This window comes from Mycolicibacter hiberniae (assembly GCF_010729485.1).
Lineage (GTDB): Bacteria > Actinomycetota > Actinomycetes > Mycobacteriales > Mycobacteriaceae > Mycobacterium > Mycobacterium hiberniae.
Map to the genome: position 1 here is coordinate 2,301,692 of NZ_AP022609.1, position 16,270 is coordinate 2,317,961.

Genomic DNA, 16,270 nt, shown 5'->3' on the forward strand with positions numbered 1-16,270 from the left:
CTATCCGCTGGTATCGGTGATGGTGGCGCTGGCGATCACCTCGTCGCCCGCGGGGTCTGGGCGATAGCAGGCCAGCGTCTGGCCGCGCGCGACACCACGTAGCGGCTCGCGCAGCCGCACCCGCAGGTCGTCGCCGACCAGTTCGGCGACCGCGCCGACGGCGGCGCCGTGGGAGCGCACCTGTACCTCGCATTCGACGGGGCCGTGCCACGGCTTGCCCGCGGTGAACACCGGCGCCCGGCCGGTCAACTCCACCACGTCCAGATCTGCGGCAGACCCCACGGTGACGGTTCCGGTCGCGGCGTCGATGCCGGTCACGTAGCGCGGCAGGCCGTCCGGCCCCGGCCCGGCGATGCCCAGGCCCTTGCGCTGGCCGATGGTGAAGCCGTGCACGCCGTCGTGTTCGGCCAGCACCGATCCCCGGGTGTCCACCACCGCGCCGGGCCGCACGCCGATGTGGCCGCCCAGGAAGGTGCGGGTGTCGCCGGTCGGAATGAAGCAGATGTCATGGCTGTCGGGCTTGCTCGCCACCGCCAGTCCGCGTTCGGCGGCTTCGGCCCGAATCTGCGGCTTGGGAGTGTCCCCGATGGGAAAGGCCGCGTGCCGGAGTTGTTCGGCGCTCAGCACCGCCAGCACATAAGACTGGTCCTTGTCGGGGTCCACCGCGCGCCGCAGCCGACCGTTGTCCAGCCGGGCGTAGTGACCGGTGGCCACCATGTCGAAACCGAGCGCGAGCGCTCGGGCGGCCACCGCGGAGAACTTGATCTTCTCGTTGCATCGCACGCAGGGGTTGGGGGTCTCGCCGCGGGCGTAGGAGTCGACGAAGTCGTCGATCACCTCGTCTTGGAACTGTTCGGAGAAATCCCATACATAGAACGGGATTCCCAGGACGTCGGCGACCCTGCGGGCGTCGTCGGAGTCTTCGCGCGAGCAGCAGCCTCGGGAACCTGTGCGCAGGGTGCCGGGGTTGCGCGACAGGGCCAGATGCACGCCGACCACCTCATGCCCGGCATCGACCATGCGCGCCGCCGCCACCGAGGAGTCCACGCCGCCGCTCATCGCGGCGACCACTTTCATCGTGGCGCTCCGCTGGCCGCGAGCATCGCCTGGCGGGCCCGCTCCACCGCGCCCGGCAGCACCTGCAGCACGGCGTCCACATCGCCGTCGACGCTGGTGTGCCCCAGCGACAGTCGCAGCGATCCGCGGGCGGCCACCGGGTCGGCGCCCATAGCGGTCAGCACGTGCGACGGCTGCGGGACTCCCGCGGTGCACGCCGATCCGGTGGAGCATTCGATGCCGTTGGCGTCCAGCAACATCAGCAGGGAGTCTCCTTCGCAGCCGGCGAAGGTGAAGTGCGCGTTGCCGGGCAGTCGCTGGGTCCGGGACCCGTTGAGGCGGGTGTTGTCGATGCGGGCGAGCACCCCGTCGATGAGCCGATCACGCAACGCGGCAAGCCGCACCGCGGTGGTCTCCAGCGAGCCGACGGCCACCTCGAGCGCCGCCGTCATGCCTACCGCTCCGGCGACATCGGGCGTGCCGGAACGGATGTCGCGTTCCTGTCCCCCGCCGTGTGTCAACGGGACGCAGCTCACGTCACGACGGATCAGCAATGCGCCGGTCCCACACGGTCCGCCGAACTTGTGGGCCGTCAGGCTCAGGGCGGCCAAGCCGCTGGCACCGAAATCGACCGGAAGCTGCCCGACGGCCTGCACCGCGTCGGAGTGCATCGGCACTCCGAACTCGCCTGCGACCGATGCCAGTTCGGCGATCGGCAGCACCGTTCCGACTTCGTTGTTGGCCCACATCACCGATACCAGGGCGACGTCGTCGGCCCCACCGGCGGCCAGTTCGGCGCGCAGCGCATCCGGCGACACCGACCCGTCGGGCTCAGTGGGCAAGCAGGTGATCTCGGCGCCTTCGTGCTCGGCGAGCCACCCGACCGAATCCAGCACCGCGTGATGCTCCACCTCGGTGGTGATGATGCGGCGCCGACGGGCGTCGGCATCGCGTCGGGCCCAGTAGATGCCCTTGACGGCCAGGTTGTCGCCGTCGGTGCCGCCGCCGGTGAACACCACCTCCGACGGGCGTGCGCCCAGCCGTGCGGCGACCGATTCGCGGGACTCCTCCATCCGGCGTCGCGCTGCGCGGCCCGCCGCGTGCAGCGAGGAGGCGTTGCCCACCGTTGCCAGCGCAGCCGTCATCGCCTCGATGGCTTGCGGATGCATCGGGGTGGTGGCGGCGTGATCCAGATAGACCATGACCTGGCCAGGATACCGGGCACCAGCAGCCGGCCCGGCGCTGCGGCGGGCGGCTGTGCCGTTCAGCACACGATGCGGGTTCGCCGGGGTTGCCGCACCGGCCAGTCCACCGCCGCCTGGCAACGGCCGGCCAGCTCACGCCGGTCGGTGCCCGGCAGTTGCAGGGCGGCCACGTGCACGCGGGCGACGGTGCGTCGTGCGGTGATCAACCGGCGCATCGAGGCCAGCAGGGTGTCGTCGCCGACGAAGGCCGGCACACTCGACGGCGAGCCGTCGCGATGGTGGTAGCTCAGCTGCAGGGGCTGTACGGGCCGGGCCGCGTCCACGGCGGCCTGGAACATCGCCGGATAGAACCGGCCGTGGGAGCGCCCACACCAGGTGGTGCCCTCGGGGAAGGCCACCACCGTGCGCCCGGCGCGCAGCCGGGCCGCCACCGCGGCGACCGCCACCGGTAACCGGCGCAGGTTGTCGCGCTCGATGGGGATGATTCGCATCAGCTGTGCCAGCGTCCCGATTCCGAGCCAGCCGATCAGGTCGGCGCGCGCGACGAAGTTCCCCGGCGACACCGCACCGATCACGAACACGTCCAGCCAGGACACGTGCGGGCTGACCACCAATATCCCGCGCAGGTTGCGTACCGGCCCACCGGTCGTGGTCACCCGCACCCCGAAGCAGCGCAACATCAACCGGCAGCAGCCCCGCTGCAGCCGGGCGCGCCCGGGGACCGGCAGCGCGGCCAGCGGCAGCAGTGGCACCAGCAGCACCGCCAGCACCAGCCGCAGGGCCACCACCGCCCGTGCTCGCCGCTCGCCCCCGCGGATGCAGCGCGGCGTGCAGACCGCCTGGGGAGCCCAGGCGTTTCCGGCCGGCCCGTTCACGCCGGGACGGCCGTGTCGGCCCCGGCCGGCGTCCCGGACATCACCGCTGCGGCGGACACCGACCTCAGCCGCCGCAGGTAGCGGATGTCGGCGTCGGTGCGGCGCAGCAGGGCCGGGAAGTCACCGACCCCGAAGGCCGGGTCGTGGGCCGGCTCACCGCAGATGCGCGCCCCCAGGCGCAGGTAGCCGCGCAGCAGCGGGGGCAGGGTCGGGCGCGCCGGCGGCGCGATCTCGTCGAGGCTGTTGCCGTCGACCGTCACCGGCCGATACGGGGTGAGCTGGTAGGGACAGGCGCGCCGCCGCCGGACGACGTCGCGCACACCGCGTATCTGAGATCCGGGGGCACCCTCGCCGCGCACCGGAACCGAGACGCAGCCGGTGATGTAGTCGTACTGGTAGCGGTCCAGGTAGGCCAGGATCCCGGCCCACATCAGCAGCACCACCGCGCCGCTGCGATGGCCCGGCCGGACTACGGCGCGCCCCATCTCGACCAGACCGGGACGTAGCGGATCCAGCGCTGAAATGTCGAATTCCATTGCGCTGTACAGGCCTCCAGCGGCGATTGCCCGGGTGGGCGGAAGCATCCGATAGCAGCCCACGAGCTCACCGGAATCATCGTCGCGTACCAGCAGGTGGTCGCAGTGCTCATCGAAGCGGTCGGCGTCGCGGCCGGGGTGGGGCTGCCCGGAATCGCTCAGACAGAAGCCGGGCTCGGTGCTGAACACCTCGTAGCGCAGCCGCTGCGCGGCGTCGATCATGTCGGGATCGGTGGACACCAGCAGCGAGTAACGCGGGCTTTTGGTACCAGAGGAAGGGGAATCGGTTGCGGGTTGGGGGGCGATGAGAACAGAACCAGTGCTCACACCGAGCACGGTCGCCTAGCCAAGCTGCGACCAGGCAATCACCGCATGACATCTCGGTGCACCCTTGGTGACGAATTGTGCGTCAGGCGGCGACTCCGCCGCCGTCGGCGTGAAGTGTCGATCCGGTGATGAAGCTGGACCGCGGCGAGGCGAGGAACAGCACGGCTTCGGCGATCTCCGCAGCGCGTGCGGTGCGCCCCAGGGGCAGCGCCCGACCCAGTTGGTCGTTGACGTCGCCCCACTGCGCGGCGACCCCCTCGGTGGCGGTGGGCCCCGGCGCAACGCTGTTGACCCGTACGCCGTGCGGGCCGAATTCGGCGGCCCAGGTGCGGGTCAGGGACTCCAACGCGGCTTTGGACGCGCTGTAGCTCGACGCACCGGGCACGCCCTTGTGGGCGACCATGCTGGTGACGTTGACGATGCTGCCGCGTCCGCGGCGCAACATGCCCGGCACCAGGGCGGCGACCAGAAAGTAGGCGCCGCGCACGTTGGTGTCGAACGTCGCGGTGAACGACGCCACGTCCTGCTGCACGGTCAGCGCACCGGGGAAGCTGGCGGCGTTGTTCACCACGATGTCGATGACATCGCCGCATTCCCGCACCAGGGAGGCCACCGAGTCGAGGTCAGAGAGATCGGCGGCCACGAATCGCACCGCGCCGGCGAGTTCTTCCACCGCGGCGGCACCACGAGCAGCCGAACGGCCGGTGATGATCACCTCGGCGCCGTGGCGCGCCAGCAGCCGCGCGGACTCCAGGCCGATGCCCGAGGTACCGCCGGTCACCAGCGCCGTCTGCCCCGCCAGTTCGCTCACTGGGACGCCTGCCATTCGACCAGCCGGGTGGGGGCCAGGGTGGCGCCGTCGCCGGTGACCAGGCCGGTGTCACCGACCTTGGTGCCGAAGTAGACCGCGGACGAGTCGACCACGATCGGGCGCTTTTCGCCGCGATGGTCCAGGACGAGGGCGGCCAGCTCGGCGAAGCTGAATTTCTCGGGACCGCCGATGTTGACGATCCCGTCCGTGGGCGCGGCTTGAGCGGCCCGGGCCACTTCGGCAGCCACGTCGGCACCGGCGATCGGCTGGATCAGGCCTTCGGGCGCCCGGATCTCGCCGTCCACCGTGATCGAGGCGACGATGCCGTCGGCGAACTCGTGGAACTGGGTGGCGCGAACAATGGTGTAGGGCAAGCCGGACTCGGCGACGATGCGTTCCTGGGCGACCTTGGCGCGCATGTAGCCGCTGCCGGGGAGGCCGTCGCAGTTGACGATCGACAGCACAACGTAGTGGCCGACGTCGGCCGCGGTGGCTGCACCGACCAGGTTGGTGGTGGAGGTGGTGAAGAACTCCAGCACCGGGCCGTCGGCGTAGTCCGGCGAGTTCAGCACGTCCACCAGCACGTCGGCGCCCGACAAGGCCTCGGCGAGGCCGTCTCCGGTGACGACGTCGACCCCGCCGCTGCGGGCCGCGGCCACCGTCTCGTGGCCGGCGGCGCGCAGCAGTTCGACGACTTTGGTGCCGATCTGCCCGCTGGCGCCCATCACAGTGATCTTCATCCCGACCACACCCCTTCCCGTACGGTTCGATACCTCGACCCTGACACCGCGGGGCGGGTGGGGGAACCCCGGAAAGTCCGTAGTCTTCCGCTCAGCCGTGCGTGGCGGTGTCTCGCAGTTCCCGGCGTGAGCGGATGCCCAGCTTCGCGAAGACCTTGCGCAGGTGCCATTCGACGGTGTGCGCACTGATGAACAACTGCGCGGCGATCTCGACGTTGGTCAGGCCCGCAGCCGCCAGGTCTGCAATCTGACGTTCCTGCGGCGTCAGGACCTCTCCGGCGGCCGCAGTCCGGGGGCCGGCTTTGTCCCCCAGCGCAAGCAGTTCGCGCCGGCTGCGCTGCGCGAAGGCCTGGGCACCGAACCCGCTGAACATATCGTGGGCGATCCGCAGCTGAGCGCGAGCGTCGGTGCGCCGCTTCTCCCGGCGAAGCCATTCCCCGTACAGCAGGTGCGCACGAGCCAGGTCCACGGCGATCCGGGTGCGCCCCAGCCGCTCGACGGCCTCGCGGTAATGCTCCTCGGCGGTCGGCCCGTCACGCATCAGCGCGCACGAGCGGGCCAGCACGCCCAGCCCCCAGTCCGTTCCGCTGACCGTGGCGCGGTCAGCCAACTGCGCCAGAGCCTGGGCCGCCAGCTCCGGCTCGCCCGCCCGGACTCCCGCCTCCACCAGCTCGGCCAGGTTCATCCCGTAAAGCCCCAGATCTTCGTATTCCAGGGCATGACGCAGCTTCTCGCACGCCGGCCGATAGCGGCCCAGCCCGTTGTAGAGCACCGCGGAGGCGTAGCCGATCAGCGCGATGATCCGGCCCTCCCCGCGCGCCGCCCCGCTGCGCGCCGCAGCCTCGATCAGCGCGGTGGCCTCCGCCTCGACACCCGTCCAGGCCGCCAGCACCAGCGCGTGATAGCGCACCGGCGTTTGGCCGGCGGCCGCCGAAAGTGCCTCGGCGTCGGCGATCAGTGCCCCCGCGGCAGCGAACTCACCGGCCAGCACATGCACTCCGGCCCGGGTGGCCAACGCGGTGGGCAGCATCGCCAGCGCGCCGGTGTCGGTGGCCACGCGCACGGCGTCGGTGGCGATCCGATACCAGGACTCGTCATCCCACAAGTCATGCACCGCGGCTTCGTAGCCGACCGGAAACGCCTGCCAGGACCAGGTTTGCGGGGTGAGCGCAGCGACCGCCGCATGCAGCGGCGCACGGCCTGCCTGGACACCCGCACTGATTCTGGTGGTCAGGGCCCGCAGCAACAGATCGGCAGGCCGGTGCGGGAGATTCTGCGATCCGGCGGCCAGCGCCGCCGCGGTGTGCCCGCGTACGTGGTCGCCAAAGGCCCGGCCGGCGTACATCGCCGCGCTGACCGCCTCCAGGAGGGCCTGCTGGGCCATCTCCGCGTCCAATGACTCCAAATGACTTGCCGCCCTGAAGAATTGATGCACAGAGTCCAAAATGGTGGGAGCGTGCCCGCTGCCCCGGCCCCGGGTGAACGCCAGTTGCGCGCGCATCCGCGCCAGCCGTGCACTGTGCAACTCGTCCAGCGGCGCCAGCTCGGCGACGGCCAGCAGTTCGCCGGCGACATCGAACTCGGCCACCGCGATCTTGGCTTCGGCGGCATCGAGTGCGCGGGAGCCGCGCCGGAGCGGGTCCGGGGTGAGTTCGGCGGCGCGGGCCAGGAAGGCCGCCGCGGCGGCCGCGCCGCCGCGCAGCGCGGCACGGTCGGCAGAGCGGCCCAGCTCCACGGCGACCGCTTCGTCGGGGCCGGCTGCCGCAAGGGCGCGATGCCAGGCCCGCCGGTCGGGGTCGTGCTCGGGGTCGGTGGCCTGCGCCAACGCGCGGTGGGCGTCTCGGCGGTCCTGCAGGCCTGCCGCACGGTAGATCGCCGAGCGCACCAAGGGATGCCGGAACCGCACCCGCGCACCCACCTCGATCAGGCCGGCTTCCTCGGCCGGGGCCATGGCCGTGGCAGCCAGGCCCAGCGCCCGGGCGGCCGCCGAAAGCAGGGTGGCGTCCCCCAGCGGTTCGGCGGCGGCGATCAACATCAGCCGTTGGGTGTCGTGGGGCAGCGCGCGAATCCGCGCCAGATAGTGGCTTTCGATCTGCCCGGCCACCGGCACCACGTCCGGGCGGTAGTACCCGCCGGCCAGCTCGGCGGCGGACAGTCCCCGTGGCAGTTCCACCAACGCCAGCGGGTTGCCGTGCGTCTCGGCGACCATGCGGTCGGCGACCCGGGCGTCGATCCGGCCCGGCAGTGCTGATTCCAGCAACGCACGGGCGTCGGAGTCGGCCAGGCCGCGCAACACCAGCTTGGGCAGCCCGGTCAGACCCTCGACGGGCTCCCGCAACGCGCACACCAGCACCACGGGTTCGGCCAACAGCCGGCGCGCCACGAAGCCCAGCGCCTGCACCGAGACGCGGTCGAGCCACTGGGCGTCGTCGACCAGGCACAGCAGCGGCTTGCTGCCGGCGACTCCGGCGAGCAGCCCCAGCACCGCGAGCCCTACCAGGAACCGGTCCGGTGCGGACCCACTGCTGGTGCCGAAGGCGACGGCCAGCGCCTCGCGCTGCGGTTCGGGCAGTAGGCCGGCCTGGTCGATCAGCGGGGCACACAGCTGCTGCAGCCCGGCGAACGCCAGCTCCATGTCGGACTCCACCCCGGCGGCGCGGATCACCTGGAAATCCGTCGCGGCGCCGGCCAGGTGGTCCATCAGGGCGGTCTTGCCGATCCCGGCCTCGCCCCGCAGGACCAGCACCTGGCTACGGCCGGCGCGCGCGGCACCGAGCATCTCGCGCAGCTGCCGGCACTGGGCGTCGCGCCCTCGCAGAAACGGCAAAGCCCCCGACACGCCAGGCGTGCGGGGGCTTTGCCGACTGCTCACACAGAGGAAATCTAACCCTTTCGGGCCTTGACCGCCTCGGTCAGCTGCGGAGCGACCTTGAACAGGTCGCCGACGATGCCGAAGTCGGCGATCTCGAAGATCGGCGCTTCCTCGTCCTTGTTGACCACGACAATGGTCTTGGACGTCTGCATACCGGCCCGGTGCTGGATGGCACCGGAGATACCCAGGGCGATGTAGAGCTGCGGCGAAACCGTCTTACCGGTCTGACCGATCTGGAACTGACCCGGGTAGTAGCCCGAGTCGACCGCGGCACGCGAGGCGCCGACGGCGGCCCCGAGCGAGTCGGCCAGCTCCTCGACCACCGAGAAGCTCTCCGCGCTGCCAACACCGCGACCACCGGCGACCACGAAGGGAGCCTCGGTGAGCTCCGGCCGGTCACCGGCCACGGCGGGCTCCCGCGAGGTGATCTTGGTGGCGTTCTCGGCCGGCGCGGGAACCTCGACATTGACCTGCTCGCCCGCGCCGTCGGCCGGCACCGGCTCGACGGCACCCGCCCGCACGGTGATGACCGGCAGTTCGCCGGTGGGCTCGGCGTCGACGGTGTAGGCACCACCGAAGATCGAGTGCACCACCTTGGCGCCGGGCTTGACGTCAACCACGTCGACCAGCAGAGCCGAACCGATCCGGGCCGCCAGCCGTCCGCCGACCTCCTTGCCCTCGGCGTTGGCGGCGATCAGCACCGCCGCGGGGGCGGCCGACTCCGCCAGCCCGGCGAGCACGTCGACGATCGGGGTGACCAGGTAGCCGGCCACCACGTCAGACTCGGCGACGTAGATCTTGGCGGCGCCCGCCGCCTTCAGGCCGTCCACCAGCGGGGCGGCAGTGCCGGGGGCACCGACGACGACGGCAGACGGTTCGCCGAGCTCACGCGCGGCGGTGATCAGTTCGGAGCTGACCTTCTTCAGCGCTCCATCAGCGTGCTCGACGAGCACAAGTACTTCAGCCATGTCTATTTCTTCCGTCTTCTTCCAGGTCCGGGGAGCGCTTAGATAATCTTCTGGCCGACCAGGTACTCGGCGATCTTGCTGCCGCCGTCGCCCTCGTCGGTCACCTTCTCGCCGGCGGTCTTCGGCGGCTTCGGGGTCGAAGCGGTCACCTTGCAACCGGCGTTGGCGAGACCGACCTCGTCGGCTTCGACGCCGATCTCGGCCAGGGTGAGCACGGTGACTTCCTTCTTCTTGGCGGCCATGATGCCCTTGAAGGAGGGGAAGCGCGGCTCGTTGATCTTCTCGTTGACGCTCACCACGGCCGGCAACGAGGCCTCCAGGGTGAACACGCCGTCGTCGGTCTCCCGCTCGCCGGTGATCTTGCCGCCCTCGACGGTCAGCTTGCGCAGGTGGGTCAGCTGGGGCAGGCCCAGGTACTCGGCGATGATCGCCGGAACCGCGCCACCGGCGCCGTCGGTCGACTCGTTACCGGCGATGACCAGCTCCGTGCCCTCGATGGCACCCAGGGCACGCGCCAGCGCCCAGCCGGTCTGGATGACGTCGGAACCCTTCATACCGTCGTCGAGGATGTGCACAGCCTTGTCGGCACCCATCGAGAGCGCCTTACGGATCGCCTCGGTCGCCCGCTCGGGGCCGGCCGTCAGGACCGTGACCGTGCCTTCGGCGCCTTCGGCCTCCCGGATCTGCAGCGCCTCTTCGACGGCGCGCTCGTTGATCTCGTCGAGTACGGCGTCGGCAGCCTCACGGTCCAGCGTGAAGTCACCGTCGCTGAGTTTGCGCTCCGACCAGGTGTCTGGGACCTGTTTGATCAGGACCACGATGTTCGTCATGAGTGTGGTTCGTCCTCCTCGAAGGGGTCCTGCGGCGGGCCACAAGACTTCGGTAGCGATTCACGCAGCCGCACGAGAAATGTTACTCACCGGTAACTTAATGCGGTTCGCGTGTACAGCGTAGCGGGTCGTGATAATGCCAGTGCGGGGTAGCCGGTTCGCGGACCGCGCCCTTCGCGTTAGCCTGCCTGTGCGATGAAATCTACGAATCCCCCCGGGGACCCCACCGAGACGCCGCCCGGCGCCGCCACGCTGACGCTGACCGGGGAGCGCACCATCCCCGGACTCGACGTCGAGAACTACTGGTTCCGGCGACACGAGGTGGTCTACCGGCAGCTCGCACCTCGCTGCAGCGGTCGCGACGTCCTCGAGGCCGGCTGCGGCGAAGGTTACGGCGCCGACCTGATCGCCGATGTCGCACGACGGGTGATCGGCCTCGACTACGACGACGCTGCGGTGGCCCACGTACAGGCGCGCTACCCGCGGGTGGAGGCCGTCCAGGGGAATCTGGCCGAGTTGCCGCTGCCTGATGCCGCCGTGGATGTCGTGGTCAACTTCCAGGTCATCGAGCACCTGTGGGATCAGGCGCAGTTCATCGCCGAATGCGCCCGGGTGCTGCGGCCCGGCGGCCTGCTGATGATCTCCACCCCCAACCGGATCACCTTCTCTCCCGGCCGCGACACCCCGATCAACCCCTTCCACACCCGCGAACTCAACGCCGGCGAGCTGACCGAGCTGCTGCGCGAGGGCGGCTTCGACATGGCGGGCATGTTCGGCGTCTTCCATGGTCCGGCGCTGCAGCGCATGGATGCCCGGCACGGCGGGTCGATCATCGACGCCCAGATCGCCCGGGCGGTCGCCGACGCGCCGTGGCCGCCGGAGTTGCTGGCCGATGTCGCCGCGGTCACCAGCGACGACTTCGACATCCTGGAAGCCGCCGAACGCAACATCGACGACAGCCTGGATCTGGTGGCGATCGCGGTGCGCCCGTGAGCGAGGAATCCGGCGGCTCGGTACCGGGCATGTTCACCCTGGTGCTGCACACCCATCTGCCTTGGCTGGCACACCACGGCCGCTGGCCGGTCGGCGAAGAATGGCTCTACCAGTCCTGGTCGGCGGCGTACCTGCCGTTGATCCGGGTACTGCGGAGCCTGGCCGCCGAAGGCCGGCGCAACCTCCTCACGCTCGGCGTGACACCGGTGGTCGCGGCCCAACTCGACGATCCCTACTGCCTGGACGGAATGCACCACTGGCTGGCGAATTGGCAGCTGCGCGCCACCCAGGCCACGACACTGCCCGACATCCGCCCGTTCGGGCTGCGGGAATGCGCCGTCGCCGAGCAGGCCCTCGAGGAGTTCGGGTTGCTGTGGCGCCACGGCGCCAGCCCGCTGTTGCGCGAACTGGCGCAGGCCGAAACGGTGGAATTGCTCGGCGGTCCGCTCGCCCACCCGTTCCAGCCGCTGCTGGCGCCCCGGCTGCGCCAGTTCGCACTGCGGGAGGGCCTGGCCGACGCCCAGGCGCGGCTGGCCAATACGCCCACCGGCATCTGGGCTCCGGAGTGCGCCTACACCCCCGGCTTGGAGACCGAGTACGCGGCTGCCGGCGTCACGCACTTCATGGTCGACGGACCGTCGCTGCACGGCGACACCACGCTGGGCCGGCCGGTGGGCGACTCCGGCGTGATCGCGTTCGGCCGTGACCTGTCGGTCAGCTACCGGGTGTGGTCGCCGAAGTCCGGTTATCCCGGGCATGAGGCCTACCGCGATTTCCACACCTATGACCACCGCACCGGGCTGAAGCCGTCACGCGTGACGGGCCGCAACGTCGCGCCCGAGCAGAAGGCACCGTATGACCCGCAGCGCGCCGACGCCGCGATCGACGCCCACGTCGCCGACTTCGTCTCGGTGGTCCGCAAGCGGCTGCAGGCGGAGTCGCAACGGATCGGGCGCCCGGCGCATGTGGTCGCGGCCTTCGACACCGAGCTGTTCGGCCACTGGTGGTATGAGGGACCGACCTGGCTGGGCCGGGTGCTGCGGGCCCTGCCGGAAGCGGGGATCCGCGTCGGCACCCTCTCGGACGCGATCAGCGCCGGCTTCGTCGGTCAGCCGGTGGAACTGCCGCCCAGTTCGTGGGGCTCGGGCAAGGATTGGCGGGTGTGGGCCGGCGAGAAGGTCGCCGACTTGGTGCAGCTCAACGCCGAGGTGACCGAGACGGCCCTGGGCGCCGTCGACAAGGCCCTGGCACAGTCGGCGACGCCGTCTGGTCCCACTCCGCGCGACCGGGTCGCCGATCAGATCCTGCGTGAGGCCCTGCTGACGGTGTCCAGCGACTGGCCGTTCATGGTCAGCAAGGACTCCGCGGCCGACTACGCCCGCTACCGCGCGCAGTTGCATGCGCACGCCACCCGGGAGATCGCCGACGCCCTGGCCGGCGGGCACCGGGACACCGCCGCACGCCTGGCCGACGGCTGGAATCGGGCCGACGGCCTGTTCGGCGCCCTCGATGCCCGTAGGCTGCCACGGTGAACCCCCGCGCCACCTACGGCGCGCGCATCTGCGCGCGCCCGAAACGCCGGGGCTACGACCGCCGCTGCCTCCGCCCGACCCATAAGAACGGACCCGCCACGTGAAGATCCTGATGGTGTCGTGGGAATACCCGCCGGTGGTGATCGGCGGACTGGGTCGCCATGTTCATCACCTGTCGACCGCGCTGGCCGCAGCCGGACACGACGTGGTCGTACTGTGCCGGCGCCCCGACGGCACCGACCCGAGCACGCACCCGTCCTCTGATGAGATCAGCGAGGGTGTGCGGGTGGTTGCCGCCGCGCAGGACCCCCACGAGTTCTCCTTCGGTACCGACATGATGGCCTGGACGCTGGCGATGGGCCATTCGATGGTCCGCCCCGGACTGGCGCTGAAGATCGATGGCGGCCAAAGCGTGTGGCGTCCCGATCTGGTGCACGCCCACGACTGGCTGGTGGCACATCCGGCGATCACCCTCGCCGAGTTCTATGACGTGCCGCTGGTTTCCACCATCCATGCCACGGAGGCCGGACGGCACTCCGGCTGGGTGTCGGGAGCGTTGAGCCGCCAGGTGCACGCGGTGGAGTCGTGGCTGGTCCGCGAATCCGATTCACTGATCACCTGTTCGGCGTCGATGCGTGATGAGATTACCGACCTGTTCGGTCCCGGGCTCGCCGAGACCACCGTGATCCGTAATGGAATCGACGCCGCGCGTTGGCCTTTCGCCCAACGACAGCCGCGCAGCGACCCCCCCGAGCTGTTGTTCGTCGGGCGTCTCGAATACGAGAAGGGCGTCCACGACATCATCGCGGCCCTGCCCCGGATCCGGCGCGCTCACCCGGGCACCACGTTGACCGTCGCGGGCGACGGTACCCAGCAGGACTGGCTGGTCGAGTGCGCCCGAAAGAACCGGGTGCTCAAGGCAACCCGGTTCATCGGCCGGGTCGACCATGACGAGTTGCTGAAACTGCTGCATCGGGCCGATGTGGCCGCGCTGCCCAGCCACTACGAGCCGTTCGGCCTGGCGGCACTCGAGGCCGCCGCCGCCGGCACTCCGCTGGTGGTGGCCGACGTCGGCGGACTGGGCGAGGCGGTCATCGACGGCGAGACCGGCGTGTCCTGCCCGCCGCGCGACGTGCCGGCCCTGGCCGCCGCGGTGTGCCGCGTGCTCGATGACCCCGCGGCGGCTCAACGTCGCGCCGTGGCGGCCAGGGAACGGCTCAGCTCCGACTTCGACTGGCACACCGTCGCCGAGGAGACGGCCCAGGTGTACCTGGCGGCCAAGCGCCGCGAGCGCGACCCGCAGCCCCGCCGGCCGATCATCGAACACGCGCTGCCCGACCGGTAGACCCACCAGCGCCGCAGCGTCGGCGTCACGGGCGGCGTCCCGCGACTACAGCGAACCCAGATACCTCAGCCGATGCGCGACAACGCGTTTCGACACGTCGGCATCGGGCGCCAGCAGGTCGAACGCGTGGGGGCAGCCGGGGTGGACATGCAATTCGACTCCGACGCCCGCGGCCAGCAGCCGGTGGGCGAAGGCGATGTCCTCGGCGGCGAAGATGTCCAGCCCGCCGACATCGATGTAGGTCGGCGGTAGGCCGCCCAGCTCGTCCGCACGGGCCGGTGCGGCATAGCCGTCGGCGGCGCGCTCGCCCAGCAGCGCCGCCCAGCCCGTGGCGTTGTCCTGGTAGCTCCAGGTGCACAGGGCTGGGCCCGGCGCGCCGCCATCACGGGTCCGGTCGTCGAGCATCGGGTAGATCAACAGCTGGGCGGCGATCGCCGGCCCGCCCCGGTCCCGGGCCAGCATGCTCACACCCGCGGCCAGTCCGCCGCCCGCGCTGTCACCCATCACCGCCAGCCGGGCCGGGTCGACGCCCAGCTCGCGGGCGTGTTCGCGCAGCCAGCACAGTGCCGCGTAGCAGTCCTGCAGCGGAGTCGGATGCGGGAATTCCGGGGCGACGCGGTAAGCCACCGCCAGCATCGGCACTCCGGAGGCAGCGACATAGCCGCGCACCGCCGCGTCGTACAACGCACCCACATGCGCCCAGTCCAGGATCATCCCGCCGCCGTGCAGGTACAGCACCGCGCTGCCGGGTCCGGCCGTACCGGCCCTGCGATACCAGCGCAAGGCAAGCCTGTCGGCGCCGTTGCCGCACGAGAACTCGTCGACCTCAACGCCGGTCACCGGCGGCCGCGTGGCCAGCACCTGCCGGAACGTGTGGCCCGCGTTTGCCCGGCGTGTCACGACGTCGCCCACCGCGGGCTGCGGCGCGCCGGCGGCGCCGTCTCGCGTCGCCAGCAGTGCGGCGGCCACCTGGGGGTCGGCTGCGCCGTGCAAAACCGTTCTGCTCGGCGGCGGTTCAGCTGCCCACGTCGCACCTGCCGCCAGCGCGCCGACGCCTCGGGGCTGCCTCACCGGACCGGTCACAGGCCCTAGGCTAACCGCGGGGCACCGCGTTGATCCCCGATTGATCGTTTCGTTGTGCCCGCACCCGAGGAGGTGACCGATCAGCCCATGCCGCTACTGAGTGCACTGCGCCTGAACATGACCAACGTTCCCGGTGCCGGCAATGCCGAACGCTACCGGGCGGCGCTGGACATGGCCGCCTACGCCGACGCCAACGGGGTGACCGCGATCGGTTGCGAAGAACATCATCTGGCCGCCACCGGCTGGCTGCCCGCGCCGCTGATGATGGCCGCCGCCGTCGCCGGGGCCACCCGCAACATCCGCATCAGCGTCAACGCGCTGTTGGTGCCGCTCTACCATCCGGTCCGCCTTGCCGAAGACATTGCGGTACTGGATCACCTGTCCGCGGGCCGGGTCAGCTACGTCGCCGGTATCGGTTACCGCCGGGTGGAGTACCACGCCGTCGGCAGAGACTTCCGGCGACGCGGCCGGGTGATGGACGAATGCCTCGAAGTGCTGCTCAAGGCTTGGGGCGACCAGCCGTTCGACTACCAGGGCCACCTGGTGGACGTGACGCCCAAGCCGTACACCAAACCCCATCCCGTGTTGTTTCTCGGTGGGATGAGCGCCGCGGCCGCCCGCCGCGCCGCCCGGTTCGGCTTGCCGTTCTCCCCGCCCATGCCGATGCCCCAGATCGAAGCGGTGTATCGGGATGAACTGGCACGCTTGGGCAAACAGGGGTTTGTGTTCAGTCCCGAGAACGGCAACACCGTGACGCATCTGACCACCGACCCGGAGTCGGCGTGGGCCCGGTGCGGCAGATACTTCCTGCACGAGGCGACCGAGTACAGCTCCTGGGCGGTGCCAGACGTGCCGCGTCCCAACGAGAGCCCGGCCGCCACCCTCGATGAGCTGCGCGCGTCGGCCAAGGTGGAGGTGCTGACCCCCGAACAGCTCATCGCGCAGTGTCGCGCCGGCCGGACCGGGGTGACCGTGCATCCGCTGATCGGCGGGCTGCCCCTGGATGAGGGCTGGGAGAGCCTGCGACTGCTGGCCGAACGGGTGCTGCCGGCACTGCAGCCTTAGATCGCCGCAGGCCGGCCCCACCGTTTCTCCGA

The 16,270-nt window shown here is 70.7% G+C and carries 14 protein-coding genes; 4 read left to right on the forward strand and 10 right to left on the reverse strand.

The genetic code is table 11. The features are described from left to right. The 9 genes from mnmA to G6N14_RS10905 all read right to left on the reverse strand — a co-directional run bounded on the left by mnmA (position 1) and on the right by G6N14_RS10905 (position 10,220). Positions 1-1,077 (reverse strand): tRNA 2-thiouridine(34) synthase MnmA, encoded by a 1,077-nt coding sequence (gene mnmA, locus G6N14_RS10865; RefSeq protein ID WP_085137573.1) that lies wholly within the window; start codon positions 1,075-1,077, stop codon positions 1-3. Next, positions 1,074-2,258 (reverse strand): cysteine desulfurase family protein, encoded by a 1,185-nt coding sequence (locus G6N14_RS10870; RefSeq protein ID WP_085137865.1) that lies wholly within the window; start codon positions 2,256-2,258, stop codon positions 1,074-1,076. The genes mnmA and G6N14_RS10870 overlap by 4 nt, the downstream gene beginning before the upstream one ends. A 62-nt stretch (positions 2,259-2,320) precedes the next feature. Next, positions 2,321-3,136, reverse strand: coding sequence for a lysophospholipid acyltransferase family protein (locus G6N14_RS10875; RefSeq protein WP_085137571.1), 816 nt, complete (start codon positions 3,134-3,136; stop codon positions 2,321-2,323). Continuing rightward, positions 3,133-3,999, reverse strand: coding sequence for a GNAT family N-acetyltransferase (locus G6N14_RS10880; protein ID WP_085137569.1), 867 nt, complete (start codon positions 3,997-3,999; stop codon positions 3,133-3,135). The genes G6N14_RS10875 and G6N14_RS10880 overlap by 4 nt, the downstream gene beginning before the upstream one ends. An 82-nt stretch (positions 4,000-4,081) precedes the next feature. Next, a complete protein-coding gene (locus G6N14_RS10885; protein WP_235674200.1) occupies positions 4,082-4,810 on the reverse strand; it encodes an SDR family NAD(P)-dependent oxidoreductase in 729 nt (242 codons plus the stop codon). Beyond that, the gene (locus G6N14_RS10890; protein ID WP_085137565.1) at positions 4,807-5,550 is read right to left on the reverse strand and encodes an SDR family oxidoreductase; all 744 of its coding nucleotides are present in this window, start codon (positions 5,548-5,550) and stop codon (positions 4,807-4,809) included. Before G6N14_RS10890 ends, G6N14_RS10885 begins: the two co-directional genes overlap by 4 nt. Positions 5,551-5,641: 91 nt before the next feature. Continuing rightward, positions 5,642-8,422, reverse strand: a complete 2,781-nt coding sequence (locus G6N14_RS10895; RefSeq protein ID WP_264079980.1) for a helix-turn-helix transcriptional regulator — start codon at positions 8,420-8,422, stop codon at positions 5,642-5,644. An 11-nt stretch (positions 8,423-8,433) separates the two neighbouring features. Continuing rightward, on the reverse strand, positions 8,434-9,390 hold the full coding sequence (locus G6N14_RS10900) for an electron transfer flavoprotein subunit alpha/FixB family protein (RefSeq protein WP_085137563.1): 957 nt from the start codon (positions 9,388-9,390) through the stop codon (positions 8,434-8,436). A gap of 38 nt (positions 9,391-9,428) precedes the next feature. Next, entirely contained in the window at positions 9,429-10,220 is a 792-nt protein-coding gene (locus G6N14_RS10905) for an electron transfer flavoprotein subunit beta/FixA family protein (RefSeq protein ID WP_085130404.1), read from the reverse strand. Between the two features lie 195 nt (positions 10,221-10,415). Here G6N14_RS10905 and G6N14_RS10910 point away from each other — a divergent pair, with 195 nt between their 5' ends. From G6N14_RS10910 to G6N14_RS10920, 3 genes are all read left to right on the forward strand, one after another. After that, positions 10,416-11,213 (forward strand): class I SAM-dependent methyltransferase, encoded by a 798-nt coding sequence (locus G6N14_RS10910; RefSeq protein WP_085137561.1) that lies wholly within the window; start codon positions 10,416-10,418, stop codon positions 11,211-11,213. A 29-nt stretch (positions 11,214-11,242) separates the two neighbouring features. After that, a complete protein-coding gene (locus tag G6N14_RS10915; RefSeq protein ID WP_163787309.1) occupies positions 11,243-12,745 on the forward strand; it encodes a 1,4-alpha-glucan branching protein domain-containing protein in 1,503 nt (500 codons plus the stop codon). Positions 12,746-12,845: 100 nt separating this feature from the next. Then, entirely contained in the window at positions 12,846-14,090 is a 1,245-nt protein-coding gene (locus G6N14_RS10920) for a glycosyltransferase family 4 protein (protein ID WP_085137557.1), read from the forward strand. Positions 14,091-14,135: 45 nt separating this feature from the next. On the opposite strand, the gene G6N14_RS10925 is transcribed toward G6N14_RS10920, so the two are convergent. After that, positions 14,136-15,173 (reverse strand): alpha/beta hydrolase, encoded by a 1,038-nt coding sequence (locus tag G6N14_RS10925; protein ID WP_308214876.1) that lies wholly within the window; start codon positions 15,171-15,173, stop codon positions 14,136-14,138. A gap of 87 nt (positions 15,174-15,260) precedes the next feature. Here G6N14_RS10925 and G6N14_RS10930 point away from each other — a divergent pair, with 87 nt between their 5' ends. Then, a complete protein-coding gene (locus G6N14_RS10930) occupies positions 15,261-16,238 on the forward strand; it encodes an LLM class flavin-dependent oxidoreductase (RefSeq protein ID WP_085137861.1) in 978 nt (325 codons plus the stop codon). Positions 16,239-16,270 lie beyond the last annotated feature (32 nt).